This window comes from Nonomuraea africana (assembly GCF_014873535.1).
Taxonomy (GTDB): Bacteria; Actinomycetota; Actinomycetes; order Streptosporangiales; family Streptosporangiaceae; genus Nonomuraea; species Nonomuraea africana.
This window is the reverse complement of record NZ_JADBEF010000001.1, coordinates 514,291-527,336: the sequence shown is the minus strand read 5'-3', so window position 1 is coordinate 527,336 and position 13,046 is coordinate 514,291. Positions and strand designations below refer to the sequence as shown.

General features: G+C 69.6%; 13 protein-coding genes and 1 tRNA gene. 5 read left to right on the top strand and 9 right to left on the bottom strand.

Annotated features, from left to right (window positions below; translation table 11 throughout):
• Positions 1 to 36: 36 nt before the first annotated feature.
• Together H4W81_RS02380 and H4W81_RS02375 are read left to right on the top strand one after the other, a co-directional pair.
• Complete coding sequence (locus H4W81_RS02380) at positions 37 to 774, top strand: MerR family transcriptional regulator (RefSeq protein WP_192773254.1); 738 nt, start codon at positions 37 to 39, stop codon at positions 772 to 774.
• Positions 774 to 1,595: a hypothetical protein gene (locus tag H4W81_RS02375; protein WP_192773253.1), complete on the top strand. Its 822-nt coding sequence runs from the start codon at positions 774 to 776 to the stop codon at positions 1,593 to 1,595. Before H4W81_RS02380 ends, H4W81_RS02375 begins: the two co-directional genes overlap by 1 nt.
• Before the next feature lie 113 nt (positions 1,596 to 1,708).
• Here the strand turns inward: H4W81_RS02375 and H4W81_RS02370 are convergent, their stop codons facing one another.
• Together H4W81_RS02370 and H4W81_RS02365 are read right to left on the bottom strand one after the other, a co-directional pair.
• Positions 1,709 to 1,894, bottom strand: coding sequence for a hypothetical protein (locus H4W81_RS02370; RefSeq protein ID WP_192773252.1), 186 nt, complete (start codon positions 1,892 to 1,894; stop codon positions 1,709 to 1,711).
• Positions 1,891 to 2,241, bottom strand: coding sequence for a hypothetical protein (locus H4W81_RS02365; RefSeq protein WP_192773251.1), 351 nt, complete (start codon positions 2,239 to 2,241; stop codon positions 1,891 to 1,893). The genes H4W81_RS02370 and H4W81_RS02365 overlap by 4 nt, the downstream gene beginning before the upstream one ends.
• A 93-nt stretch (positions 2,242 to 2,334) precedes the next feature.
• On the opposite strand from H4W81_RS02365, the gene H4W81_RS02360 reads away from it, so the two are divergent.
• A complete protein-coding gene (locus tag H4W81_RS02360; protein ID WP_192773250.1) occupies positions 2,335 to 2,859 on the top strand; it encodes a hypothetical protein in 525 nt (174 codons plus the stop codon).
• A 129-nt stretch (positions 2,860 to 2,988) separates the two neighbouring features.
• Here H4W81_RS02360 and H4W81_RS02355 read toward each other — a convergent pair whose 3' ends face one another.
• Positions 2,989 to 4,464, bottom strand: coding sequence for a cobyric acid synthase (locus H4W81_RS02355; RefSeq protein ID WP_192773249.1), 1,476 nt, complete (start codon positions 4,462 to 4,464; stop codon positions 2,989 to 2,991).
• 128 nt (positions 4,465 to 4,592) lie between these two features.
• On the opposite strand from H4W81_RS02355, the gene H4W81_RS02350 reads away from it, so the two are divergent.
• The gene (locus tag H4W81_RS02350; protein ID WP_192773248.1) at positions 4,593 to 5,912 is read left to right on the top strand and encodes an MFS transporter; all 1,320 of its coding nucleotides are present in this window, start codon (positions 4,593 to 4,595) and stop codon (positions 5,910 to 5,912) included.
• Here H4W81_RS02350 and H4W81_RS02345 read toward each other — a convergent pair.
• On the bottom strand, positions 5,845 to 6,867 hold the full coding sequence (locus H4W81_RS02345) for a cobalamin biosynthesis protein (protein ID WP_192773247.1): 1,023 nt from the start codon (positions 6,865 to 6,867) through the stop codon (positions 5,845 to 5,847). The two genes, H4W81_RS02350 and H4W81_RS02345, sit on opposite strands and share 68 nt — an antisense overlap.
• The gene (locus H4W81_RS02340) at positions 6,851 to 7,633 is read right to left on the bottom strand and encodes a phosphotransferase (protein ID WP_192773246.1); all 783 of its coding nucleotides are present in this window, start codon (positions 7,631 to 7,633) and stop codon (positions 6,851 to 6,853) included. The genes H4W81_RS02345 and H4W81_RS02340 overlap by 17 nt, the downstream gene beginning before the upstream one ends.
• Positions 7,634 to 8,111: 478 nt before the next feature.
• Between H4W81_RS02340 and H4W81_RS02335 the strand changes: the two genes are divergently transcribed.
• Positions 8,112 to 8,185: transfer RNA gene (locus H4W81_RS02335), tRNA-Arg, on the top strand.
• A 235-nt stretch (positions 8,186 to 8,420) separates the two neighbouring features.
• Here the strand turns inward: H4W81_RS02335 and H4W81_RS02330 are convergent.
• The 4 genes from H4W81_RS02330 to H4W81_RS46670 form a co-directional block, all read right to left on the bottom strand.
• Positions 8,421 to 9,986 carry a tyrosine-type recombinase/integrase gene (locus H4W81_RS02330; protein ID WP_192773245.1) on the bottom strand — a complete coding sequence of 522 codons (1,566 nt, stop codon included), beginning with the start codon at positions 9,984 to 9,986 and terminating at the stop codon, positions 8,421 to 8,423.
• 616 nt (positions 9,987 to 10,602) lie between these two features.
• Positions 10,603 to 11,088, bottom strand: coding sequence for a tyrosine-type recombinase/integrase (locus H4W81_RS02325; RefSeq protein ID WP_318781477.1), 486 nt, complete (start codon positions 11,086 to 11,088; stop codon positions 10,603 to 10,605).
• Positions 10,970 to 11,605 carry a site-specific integrase gene (locus H4W81_RS49850; RefSeq protein ID WP_420538741.1) on the bottom strand — a complete coding sequence of 212 codons (636 nt, stop codon included), beginning with the start codon at positions 11,603 to 11,605 and terminating at the stop codon, positions 10,970 to 10,972. Before H4W81_RS49850 ends, H4W81_RS02325 begins: the two co-directional genes overlap by 119 nt.
• Positions 11,502 to 12,653: a hypothetical protein gene (locus H4W81_RS46670; protein WP_225960916.1), complete on the bottom strand. Its 1,152-nt coding sequence runs from the start codon at positions 12,651 to 12,653 to the stop codon at positions 11,502 to 11,504. Before H4W81_RS46670 ends, H4W81_RS49850 begins: the two co-directional genes overlap by 104 nt.
• Positions 12,654 to 13,046: the final 393 nt, after the last annotated feature.

The window sequence follows — 13,046 nt, the reverse complement described above, 5'->3', positions numbered from 1 at the left end:
TGACCTTGACGTAACGTCAACGTATGTAATGAGGCCATGCGGATCGGCGAGCTCGCCGCGCTGGTCGGGGTCTCCACCCGGACCGTGCGCCACTACCACCACCTGGGCCTTCTCCCCGAACCCGAACGGCTGCCCAACGGCTATCGGGAGTACCGGCTGCGCGACGCGGTGCTCCTGTCCCGCATCAGGCAGCTGGCCGCGCTCGGCATGTCCCTGGACGAGCTGCGCGACGTGCTGGCCGACGACGCGGGCAAGGAGCTGCGCGAGGTGCTGGAGGAGCTCGACGCCGACCTGGCCAGGCAGCAGGAGGCGATCAGGGTCAGGCGCGACAGGCTGGCCGAGCTGCTGGCCCTGGTGGACCTCAACCCCGATTCCCTGGTCTCCCCCGGCGTCGCCACGGCGCTGCGCGACCTGTCGTCGGGCGGCTCCCGGTTCGCCCAGCTCGACAGGGAGATGCTGGCACTGGTCAGCACCATGGGCGGCGAGGCAGAGGTGCTCGCGCTCCTCGGCCCGCTCACCACGCCCGAGGCCCTCGCCAAGGGGCACGAGCTCTACGCGCGGCTCGACGAGCTCGACGACGCCGAGCTCGGCGACCCCAGGATCGCGGCCCTCGCCGGCGACCTCGCCGACCACCTGCCGGCCGAGATGGCCACGGCGATGGTGTCGTACTCAGGACCGGGGTCGAGATGGATGGAGGCGCTGGCCGAGGAGCTGAGCCCGGCCCAGGCCGAGGTGTTCAGGCTGTTGTTGCTCACCCTGAAGGGAAGAGTGTGATGCTCAGACTCGCGCGCGCCGCGCTGTACACCGTCGTCCCGGCCGAACTGCTGCTCATGACCCTGCTCATCGCGGGCGTGCCGCTGCCGGCGCCCGTCCTGGTGGCCGGCGAGGCCGTCGTGGCGCTGGTGCTCGCGCTGGAGGCGGTGACCGCCTACCGGCTGTTCGGCGCCTCGCGCCGGGCCGGCATGGGACGGCGGGCGGCGCTGTCGGCGACCTACGGGCTGCTGGTGCCCGCGCCGGTGCGCAAGCTGCTGGAGTTCGAGCTGAAGGGCATGGTCAGCCTGGGCCTGTGGGTGGTCAGGCGGCGCCACGGGGTGCCGCCCGGCGCGACGGCGCTCTCCTACTCCAAGGAGCAGAGCACGACCATCCTGCTCGTGCTGTTCATGATGGTCGTGGAGCTGGTGGCCGTGGATCTCCTGCTGGTCGCCTTCGACGTGCCGACCCCGATCCGCGTGGCCGTCCTGGTGATCGACCTGTACGGCGTGCTGTTCGGGCTGGCCTTCGGGGCGGCCTGCGTCACCAGGCCGCACGTCCTCACCGACGACGAGCTGCGTATCCGCTGCGGGGCCTACTTCGACCTGCGCATCCCTCGCGAGCTGATCACCTCGATGCGGGTCTCGCGCGCCTACAACGAGACCGGCATGGTCACGGTGGCCGCCGGACGGCTCAGCGTGGCGGTCTCCTCGCAGACCAACGTGGTCGTCGAGCTGGCCGAGCCGATCACGGTCACGCGGCCGCTGGGCGCCACGGAGTCGGTCACCTCGGTCCGCTTCTTCGCCGACACCCCCACCGCGGCCCTACGCCCCGCTACCGCCTAGGCAGTCGGCTCTGGGCGGTCGCCCCGGATTCCCCAGGCGCCTCATTTTCTCCGGGCCACCTCAGGTTCTCCCGGCCGCCTGGGGCCGCCCCACCGCCTTCATGCGATCGCTTCTCACGACGACTCTGGGTCTGTCGGGGGGCGGGTGGTTCGGGCGGCGCGCTGGGCGTCCAGGCGCGCGGCGCGCTGCTCGTCCTCGCCGAGCGTGGAGTTGATCACGACGACCGGCTCGCCGTCGATCCAGGTGATCAGCCAGGCCTGTGGGCGCGGCAGGGGCCGGTAGACGGTGGGCGCGATCACGGGAGCCGCCTCCCCCGCACCTGCCTGACGACCTCGACCGTCCTGCGCCAGTCCTCCGCCTCGCGTCCCCACCAGGAGCCGCCCTGCCCCAGCCCGATCAGGCAGGGCGAGCCGTCGATCACCACCGTCACCCGCTGGTACGGCCGGCGCCGCGCCGAGCGGACGGCGGTGAGGTACTCGGGCGGCGGAGGCTCGGCGGCCGACAGCTCCTCGATGAGTCGCGTGGCGCGCCGCAGCTTCTGCCGGGTCAGCTCCAGGTCGCGGACGAGCCTGTTGTGCCATTCGATGCGCTTGCTCGCCCTGACCGCACGCCGTGCCAGCTGGGCGAGGGTGTCGCTGTCGTTCATGGGGGCCTGCCAATGTCCTGGACAACGAGTGTCAGCGGGCGCCCCACATGCCCGTCAGGTGATTGAAGCACACGCGTTTCGTAGACTCCAGACATGCGGCGGGTGAGCAGCACGGTGGTCGTGGTGACGGGAGAGCAGGCGGCCGAGGTGGTCGAGGGGCTCGACGGGCTGCACAACGTGCGCGCCCTGACGGCGGGCGAGCTGCTGCCCGAGCAGGTCACCGAGGCGGTGACCAGAGCGAGGTCCACCTACGTGGTCCACGACGCCGACCCGCTGGCCGAGGTCGGGCGCGCGTGGGCGGGCTTCTTCGACGGCACCGAGCCCGTCGGAGGGCTGGAGGTCGCGATCGAGGAGACGCTCGCGGCGCTGCGGGACGAGCGGGTGGTGCTGCCCGACTACTACGTCGTGCTCGACCCAGAGGAGCTGCCCGCCACGGAGCGGCACTGGTGGCTGGGGGTGCTGGCGGGTGCGGCGCCGGTGCGGGTGGTGCCCTCGCCCTCGTCGGCGGCCAGCGTGGCGGGCACGCTCGGCAGGCTGGCGGCGGGGCGGTGGTGGCCCCACGACGTCGACACCTGGCTGCGCGCCCTCCCCCGCACCATCCCCGACCGCATCCACTGACGACCCCGCTCCCGCAGACGCTGGATCGGACCCGCCAGGGGCGATGGCCGCGCCCCTCACGTCCGCGCCACGGGATCGGGCCGTCCAGGAGGGACATACCGGATCGCCCGCCCAACGGCCCGCCCGTGCTCACACCCCTGGTGGCAGGAACGGCACGGGCCCGGTGCCGCCCTCGATCAACCTGAGCAGCGCGTCGGTGTCGAGGTGCTGCTCGACCAGGTCGCCGAGGGCGTCGAGCCGGGCCTCCCTGAGCGCGGCGAAGCTCGTGGCGGGCGCGGGGACGAAGTCGCGGCCCGCGCACGCGGCCACCTCCGTCAGGAACGCGCGGCGGAAGTCGTCGTTCTCCAGCGCCCCGTGCCACGTCGTCCCCCACACCGCGCCGACCCTGCACCCGTCGAGGAACGGCTCGCCGCCCTCCACCGTCGCGACGCCGTGGTGGATCTCGTAGGCGGACACCGCGTGGCCGTACGCCTCGCCGGTGGGCCTGGCCAGGCGCTTCTCCTTCGCGAACGTGACGTGCGCCGGCAGCAGCCCGAGCGCCTTCACCCGGCCGGCCCCCGACTCCACCTCGTCGACGATCTCGCGGGCGAGCATCTGGTAGCCGCCGCAGACACCCAGGATCGGCAGGTCGCGCGCCATGAGGGCGTCGGCCAGTCCGGTCGAGCGGAGCCACGCGAGGTCGGCGACCGTGGCCTTGGAGCCCGGCAGGACGACGAGGTCGGCGTCGTCGAGCTCGGCGGGGGTGGTGACGAAGCGGACCAGCACGCCCGGCTCACCGGCCAGCGCGTCGAGGTCGGTGAAGTTGGAGATGCGCGGCAACCTGACGACGGCGACGCGGAGGGTCTGCCTGCCGTACGGCGTGCCGGTGGTGGAAGGGCGGTTGTCGAGGGCGAGGGAGTCCTCGACGTCCATCCACAGGCCTTCCAGCCAGGGCAGCACGCCGTACACCTCACGGCCGGTGAGGGCGCGCAGCGTGTCGAGGCCCGGTTCGAGCAGTTCGACGGCTCCACGGAACTTGTTCACGATAAATCCGGAAATATGGGCTTGATCGGCGCGGTCGAGCAGGGCCACCGTCCCATAGAAGGCGGCGAAGACGCCGCCCCTGTCGATGTCGCCGACCACGACGACGGGCAGGCCGGCGGCGCGGGCCAGGCCCATGTTGGCGATGTCGCCGCGCCTCAGGTTGATCTCGGCGGGACTGCCCGCGCCCTCACAGATCACCACGTCGTAGGCGGACCGCAGCCGGTCGAAGGACTCCAGTGCCTTCTCCCGCAGGAAGTCCTTGAGCGCGCCGTACTCCATGGCGTCGACGTCGGTCAGCGGCCTGCCCATGAGCACGACCTGGCTGCGGCGGTCGCTGCCCGGCTTGAGCAGGATCGGGTTCATGTCGGCGAGCGGCTCCAGCCCCGCCGCCTGGGCCTGCATCGCCTGCGCGCGGCCGATCTCGGCGCCGTCGGCGGTGACGAAGGAGTTGAGCGACATGTTCTGCGCCTTGTACGGCGCGACCCGCACCCCCTGCCTGGCCAGCCAGCGGCAGATCCCCGCCGTCACCACGCTCTTGCCCGCATCCGACGTGGTCCCCGCGACCAGCAGCGCACCTTTCACGCCGCCACCGTAGCGGTCCAGCGCCGGGGAACCGCAGGGGGAGCCCGGCTGCCCCTTGGCTCTCGCTGTGACTTCTGCCACTCTGTCTAGAACAAACTCCTAGAATTGAATTCTGGAAAGGATGGGGCATGGTCGCGACCCGCCTGTTCGGCAACCCACCCCCGACAGGGATCGACGCCGACTCCCGCGCCCCCTACGGCTGGGCTCCGCTGATCGTGTTGTTCGTCGTCGGCCTGGTCGACCGCGTGGAGCACAACCTCCTGTCCGGCGTGCTCCCGCACGTGCAGGCCGAATGGGGTTTCAGCGACACCGCCGCGGGCTCGATACCGACCGCCTCCGCGCTCGCCGCCGCGATCGTGGCCATCCCCGCCGGATACCTCGCCGACCGGGTCAGCAGGACGCGCATCCTCGCGATCGTCGTGCTGCTCTGGGCCGTGGCCACGCTCGGCTCCGGCCTGGCCGTCGGTTTCGCGATGTTCTACGCCATGCGTGTCTTCCTGGCCGCCGCCGAGTGCATCGACAACCCCGCCTCCGGCTCCCTGACCGCCGACTACTACCCGCCCGTCTCCCGAGCCAAGGCGTACGGCCTGACCAGGGTCACCACCTACCTCGGCGGCATCGGCACGCTGCTCGGCGGCGTCCTGGCCCAGGTGTTCGACTGGCGGACCGCCTTCCTCGTCATGGTCGTCCCCGGCCTGATCACCGCGTGGCTGTGCTGGCGGCTGCGCGAGCCGGCCAGAGGGCACCTGGACGAACTCGTCGCGGGCGGCTCCGCCGAGACCGTCGAGACACCCGCGGTGAAGGTCAGGAACGCAGGGCGCTTCCTCGAGGTCCTGCGCATCCCGACCCTCCTGATCGTCTGCATCGGGCTGGCGCTGCTGACGCTCGGCCTGGCCGGCATCTTCTTCTGGATGCCCACGCTCATGGTCCGCACCTTCGGCGTCGGCACCGGCGTCGCGGGCTCGGTCAGCGGCCTCATCACGATCACAGGACCGGTGCTCGGCACGCTGATCGGCTCCCGCCTCGGCTCGAAGTGGCACGGCACCATCAAGGGCGGCCGCCTGCTCGCCGGCGGCGGCGGCATCACGGCCGGCTCCGCGGTGCTGGCGGGAGCGCTGGCCATGGACTCCATGCTCTGGCTCAGCGTCCTGACGCTGGTGGCCAGCACGCTCATGTCGATCGCGATCCCCAACATGACCGCCTGCCTGGCCGACGTGGTCGGCGCGCACGCCCGCGGGCTCGGCTTCGCCGTCCTGCAGCTGCTGACGACGTTCGGCGGCGCGTTCGGGTCACTGATCGTCGGACGGATCTCCGACAGCAGCGGCTCGCTGACCACCGGCATGTACGCGCTGATCCCGCCCATGGTGGTGGGCGGCGTGATCACGCTCCTCGCGCGCGGTTTCTTCGAGCGTGACGCGGCCAGAGTGCTGGAACAAGCACGGCGATAGCGGCGGCCGTGAGGCTCACCGTCCTGGTGAGCCTCACCGCCCTGCGGATGTCGCGCACCTCGGGCGGCGGCCCGTCCCCCATCTCGGGACGGTGCTCGATCCTGCTGCCGTAGACGTTCACGCCGCCCAGCGTGACGTCCAGCGCGCCCGCGAACGCGGCCTCGCACCTGCCCGCGTTGGGGCTGGGGTGCCGGTGACCGTCCCTCCTGAGCACCCGCAGGGCGCGCCCGCGGTCAGGAGCGGCGAGTACGGCCAGCAGCCCGGTGATCCGGGCGGGCACGTAGTTGGCGACGTCGTCCAGCTTGGCCGCGGCCCAGCCGAAACGCTCGTACCGCGGCGAGCGGTGGCCCACCATCGCGTCGAGCGTGTTGATGGCGCGGTAGGCCAGCAGGCCGGGGACGCCCGCGACCGCGCCCCAGAACAGCGGGGCGACGACGGCGTCGGAGGTGTTTTCGGCGAGCGACTCGACCGTGGCCCTGGCCAGCTCGGGCGCCTCGAGCGCGCGCGGATCCCTGCCGCACAGATGGGGCAGGCGGCGGCGCGCGGCTTCGATGTCCTTGGCTTCGAGGGACTCGGCCATGCGCACACCTTCGCGCGCCAGCGTGGTCCCGCCCAGCACGGCCCAGGTCGCGGCGGCGGTCACCCCGATCTCCACCACCGCTCTCGGGCCACCCACCCCGTCCTTCGTGACGCCTGTCATCGCTTGCGCGGCTTTGGGGCTTCCCGTCATGGTGCGGCCCGCCGCGGACGCCAGGGCGCCCAGGCCCGCCGCAGCGCCGACGCAGATCGCGACGTGCGCGACGCCGTTCGGCCGGGCGTCGCCGTACAGCCGCTTCTCCAGCGCCGCCGCGGCGCGCCCGAACAGCGCCACGGGATGGCCCCGCCGGGGGTCGCCGACGACGGCGTCCACGAGAACTCCGAGTGCGATTCCCGCGGACCTAGACGAGATGTGCATGAAGCTCATCTTCGTGGGTGTCGAGCCATGCGGCGGCCCGACGGATGCGCTCGCCCGCGCCGTCCTCCCACAACCTGGCCCAGCCGCCACCCTCGGCCGCGCGGGCCCGCATCACCTCGTAGGACCTCCCGAACCGGAGCCTCGCCAGCGGGAGCAGGCGGCGGCGGGTGCGCGGCGGCAGGCCGTATGCCTCGCAGAAGAGCCTCAGCCGCGCGCCCACGTCGGCGTGGCGCAGCAGCGGATGCCGGTCGACGGGATCGGCGATCGGCGCCCAGTGACGCAGCGTGGTGACCACGTCGAACGCCCTGGTCGTCGGCCGGGCCAGATCGAAGTCGATGAGCGCGACCGGCTCGGACCCCCGGAAGATCACGTTGTCAGGGGTCAGGTCACAGTGCCCGATCACCTCGGGGACGTCGTCGTCGTTCGACCCGCCCTCCCAGTGATGTCCGGCGAGCGGGAAACCCTCTGTGGCGTCGTGGAAGCGCCTCAGCAGCACCGCGAGTCCGCCGAGCGCCTCATCGGTGACGCTGTCGGCGGTCAGCCCGGCCGTACCTGGAACGAAGGTGATGATCTCGCGACCGGCGTCGTCCACGCCCACGAGGCGTGGGGCTCCGTCGAAGCCGACCTCCTCGAGGTGGCGGAGCAGAGCGTGCACGGCGGGGCTGGAACGGCAGATGGGCCTACGCACCGTGTCGGCGATCCGCACCACTCCGTCCGTCACGTCCCCGCCCTGCAGAGGGATCTCCTGCAGGACCGTCGCGACCATGCCACGACACCTTAGCCCTATATGTACACCTCCCGCCTGGGGTTTTCGGACACTCCCCCGCCGATCGGCACCCGGCCACATCAGCTCATGAATGCGGGTCCCGGCCGGAACACGGCCCCTGTAGGGGTTGTAGGCACGAACCGCCCACCGCTCCGCAGCCCCACCCTCCCAACCGGGCGCCACGCCCGGCGTGGCAATGTCGGCACCATCGTGCTCTTCGCCGTCGGATCACTCGGGCGCGCGGCAGTAGTCGTGGCACCAGGCTCCGGCTCCCCAGCTCACCCTCACCAACCAGGGACAGGCCGTATACAGCACGACCGGAAGGGCGCGATCGCCTACCACGACCACGAAAGCCCAGCTCAGCATGGAGTCGCGGCATGCGGACCAGAAGGGTGAGTGGTCGCCGAGCGGAGCGAGTGCCATGACACAAGGAATCGAGTACGTACGTGCTCCCAGGATCATGCACAATTAGGCGGGAGCGCCCTTAGCTCAGCTGGATAGAGCACCGGACTTCTAATCCGACGGTCGCAGGTTCGAATCCTGCAGGGCGCGCTTTGATCATGCCGTTGACCTGCGGCAATGCATGTCGTACCAGCGCTGCGGAATATAGTTCTAGCCGAGCCGTGCTCGCGCGGTGCTCGCCCGTACCAACCCCGTACACACCATGATCATCATGCTATCCAGCGCGTCGCTTACTGGGGCGGCGTCAAGATGAACGGCCCCGTTCCGCCGCGATTCCGGCGAGACGAGGCCGTTCTCCTACCCCGGCCAGGCTCTCCCCCTCCGGCTAGGCGCGGAGATGCCTCAGCGCGCCCTGCCCATCCTGATCGTCGTCTCCCAGCAACAGCGCCGCCGTCTTCTCCGCCGCCGCCATCGCCACCTGTGGAAAGACCGAGGTGTAGGTGTCGGCGGTGAAAGCACTGGAGGTGTGCCCGAGCGTCTCCTGAACCACTTTGATTTCCACGCCCGCGGCCAGCATCAACGAGGCCGCGCCATGCCGTAGATCATGAAGCCGGATCGGCGGCAGTCCCGCCAGATAGGCCAACCACAGGAACTGGTCGGACACATGCTGCGGGTGCAGCCGATCCCCATCGGACTGGGTGAACACGAAGTCGGTGCCCTTCCAGGCCTCCCCCGCTGCGAGCCGTTCTTCGCGCTGACATCTCTGGTGGGCGCGCAGGATCGCGATCGTTTCGGCATCCAGGGCGATGGTGCGCATGGAGGCGTCCGTCTTGGGCCTGCCCTCGTGGATCCGTCCGGCCAGTTGCACCAGTTGCCAGGCGATGTTCGCGGTTCCGGCGTCGAGATCGACGTCCTTCCAGCGCAGCCCGCACGCCTCGCCGCGCCGCAGCCCTCGAAGCGTGATCAGCCGATACAGGGCGAACAGCCGATGCCGGCTGGCTTCTTCCAGAAACAGCCGGCTCTGCTCCGGCGTCCACACCATCACCGCCGAAGGGCGCGGCACCCGGATGTAGGCGTCGATCGGATCGACCCGCCGCCCACCACGCCGCAGCTTCTCCGCCCTGCGGTAGTCCTGGAACTCGCAATGCCAGTCGTCAACCCGGTCCCTGGTCCACACCAGCGCTTTGGGGCGGGTCTTGGCCGGCATCTCCAGCGCTGCTGCGGGATTGAAGTCGATCAGCCGGTCCTGGCGGATGGCCATGTTCAGCGCGTGCCGAAGCGTCGCCCGGATGCTGTGCATGGTGGTCGTGCTGACCGGACGCCGATACTTGACGCCGGCCCGCACCTCGCGATCGGCGCTGGCTCGGCGCTCGGCGATGACGTCGTTGAACTCCTCGATCTGCTCGAACATCCCGGCCACGTCGCCGACCTTGAGCTGATCCAGTCGGATATGGCCCAGGTATGGCGTCAGGTACAGCCTGATGTGGCCTTCGTAGGAGCGCCGGGTCGTCTCTTCGATCTTCCGCTTACGCTTGAGGAACTCCTCCAGCCATTGCCCGACCGTCACGTCCCGGGTCAGGTCCTGCCGGGTCCGCACCCTGCGGCGGACCACCTCCACACTGGGCAGGGCATCGGTCTCGGCCAGCGTTCTCTTGATCAGATCCGCGATCTGGTTGCGGGTCACCAGCTCGCTGGGGTCGGCCAGCGCGAGCAGTTCACGCACCTGCCCCAGTTGGTTGTTCGCGGCGTCCTGGGTCGCGAAACCACTACGACGCAGCGGACCCCGGCGCTTTCCCTCCACGGTGGCCGGCAGCTCGATCTGGTAGCTCCATATGCCATGCCGATTGCTCCAGCCCCCACCGGGGCGCCGCAGCTTGGGGCATTTCTGCCCCAGCGCCTTGCCGTCGACTCCCGTGCAGGAGCACCGCTTGAACGTAGTGCCGTCAGCCATCACCCTTCTCCCTCCGACCTGCGACGTCCTGGTCCGCCCATGGCACGAACGGCCGCAGCACAGCCAGGGCGCGGTCAGGCGAGCACGATCCTGACCAACACCGGCGCTGATACACGGCCACGTCGAGCGGGGATGTATCGACACCCACCTGCACGGCACCGGTCAAGCCCAATCCGACCGCCGTTCCGGAATTCGACGACCACCACCCCCATGCGGATTGGGACAACGTCGGCAGCCCCGACGATCAACGGCAGATCCCTGTCACCAGTTCAAATACCTGCCGCCACGCACGAATTGGGACAGCACCGCAGGCCAACGTTTGGTCAATTCCACCGAAGTCCGCGACGTTTCCGCGACGATACGAAGGACCCAGGCCGGGCGTCCGAGTAAAGCGGTACGGGGCGACAGTCTGCGGCACGGCCTGACACGACCGACGACGGCGACGTCACCACGACGGCGGGAGACGATGTGCCTCACGCTTTTAATCCGTAGGTTCCGGGTTCGAGCCCCGGGCGCCCTACCACTCTCACCTGCCGCTTCTTCCCATATGGGAAGGTTTCTTACTGATCGTGAGACACGTGTGGGTCACACCTGGGTCACTTGACAGGTCACACTGTCAGGCCGCTGCTTTTCGAGCCTTCCGTGCGGTCTTGCGGGTGCTGGCCAGGACCAGCCGTGCGATGGCTTGGGCGGACTGGTGATAGACCTCCGGCAGCACCGAGGTGTAGATGTCCGAGGTCACCACGATGCTGCGGTGCCCCAGCGTGCCCTGCACCACCCGCAGATCCGAGCCTGACGCCAGGGCGAGGGTGGCAGTGCCGTGCCGCAGGTCGTGCAGCCGGATGGGTGGCAGGTTGCTCGCCTTTACCAGTTTGCGGAACCGGACCGTGAGATAGTCCGGCCGCATCGGGGATCCATCTGTCCGGGCGAAGATCGGCCCGGATTCGTTCCACGCGTCGCCCAGCAACTGTCGCTGGACCTGTTCATGGCGGCGCAGCAGCCGAACGGTCTCGGGGTCCAGCGCGATGATCCGTCGACTGGCAGCGGTTTTCGGCAGAAAGGCGATCAGGCCGACGTCGGTGTGCACCAGTTGTCGGCTCACGCTGAGCTCTCGCCGGTCGAGATCCAGGTCCCACCCAGCGCAGCCCTGCCGCCTCGCCACGGCGCAGGCCGCGCAGCGCGATCAGCTGCCACAGCGGATACAGCGGATCGCCGCGCGCGAAGGTGAGGAACTGGGCCAGCTGCTCGGCGGTCCGCACCGACACCGCAGGCCGCTCGCCGCCACGCCGCCATGCGGTGACCCGACGGTCGGTCCACACCTCGGGATAGGGCAGGCGTGGTGCGGGCAACCGAACCATGCGCGCGGGATTGGACGCCATCAGGCCTTCCCGGATTGCGGCGTTCAACGCCGCGCGCAGCGTCGCTCGGATCCGGTGCAGGGTGGAGGACGCGATCGGCTCCCCATACCGGTTGCGACGCCCGGCCAGGGCGGCGAACATGCGTGCCATGTCCCGGCTAGCCAGTTCGGCGAGCTCTATCCTGCCCAGATATGGGATCAGATACAGCCGCACGTGGTCGGCATAGGACTTGCGGGTGCTGGGCCGTAGCTGGTGCTGCATCTCCAGCCAGTGACGTAGCCACCGTGCCAGCGTGTATCCCCTGGCCGACGGATCGTTCTGGTGGGCCTCGATCACCGTCCTGCCTGCCTGGTGAGCCTCCTCGGCAGTGGCGAAGCCGCCGCGCCGTAGCCGCTCGCGCCGCCCAGCCAGGCCGCTCACTTGCACCGCGAAGTACCAGCTGCCGTGCGAGTCCTCGGTCAGCCGCAAGCAGCGGCCACCGAGTTGCTTGCCTGTGACCGCATCGGCGCATCCGCACCGCTTGTAGACCACGCAGCGGTCCTGATGACGTCTCATCACCTTCCCCTTTCTTGACCCCAAGCACAAGCAACGCTCCGGCATCACCAACGGTGGGAACGGGTTTCGAATATCTCCGGATCTCCTTGACCTCGCAGGCCGGCACATGCTTCGACAGCACGGTGGCCAGGGCGTCGACGGCGTTGGTGGTGAAGCCGGGAAAGCCCTTGCGGTCCGCGCGAGACAGGCGCGGCCTGCCGTCGGCGTAGCCGCCGGTGCCGAACACGAGGTAGTTGGCGCGGCTGACCGCGGTGTGCTCCTGTTCCTGGCCTGGTCCGAAGCGGGACGCCAGGGTGCCGGAGATGCCGGCGGGCCGTACCCCGCTGCTCTGCCATTTGCCCGCGGCGAGTGCGGCCTTGGCTGCGGCGGTGTCTTTCATGACCACGATGGCCAGCGTGGACAGGATCGTGCTCGTGGGGTCGGCGTAGGTGGCACGCAGCACCTTCAGACAGCCGCGTTCGCTCACCGCCTTGGTGGCGCTGTCGTCCAGCGCCTGCTCGCAACTGCTTTCGGGGGCGATACCGATCCGGTGCGCGAAGCTTTCCTTGCCGTCGTGGGTGAACCGATCGGGGAAGAGCTGTCCGGCGGTCCAGTGTCGCCAACGCAGGGCCAGCTCGCGCTCGCCTGCCCGCTTCGTCTCCTCGCGCGTGGGGCCGCAGGTGAGTTCGGTAGCCAGGCAGTACGCGCCGCCTCCGATCGCCGACAGGCCCGCGGCCATGAGTAACAGGCCGACGACAAGTGATCTTGCTTGCATGGACAGCAGACCGTAGGAGCCTCACGTCACGATGGGATCACGTGTTCGTGTCGCACTCCACGTGCGCAGACGGGCGGGCGTGATACCCGTCTGCGGCGAGGAAGGCTAGCGTCCGCGGCCATACGCTCGGAGGACGATCAGTTCTACCCACTGGCGCTGTCGGCCACGCCCGCATCGAGTTCTGCCCTTAGCAGGATTCCTGAACGTTTGCTGTGAGTATGGATCACGGTTTGATATCGGGAAAGCCGCGCCCATCTGCGATGTTGACAGACGGTCACAATTGACAGCTTGTCCAGCTGGCTGTCACATCTGACCGATTTGCCCTTGTAGGTGAGGGTTCAACGCGAGATTGAACAAGTGTTCGCTTCGTCATGTTGATCACTATGTGTAGAT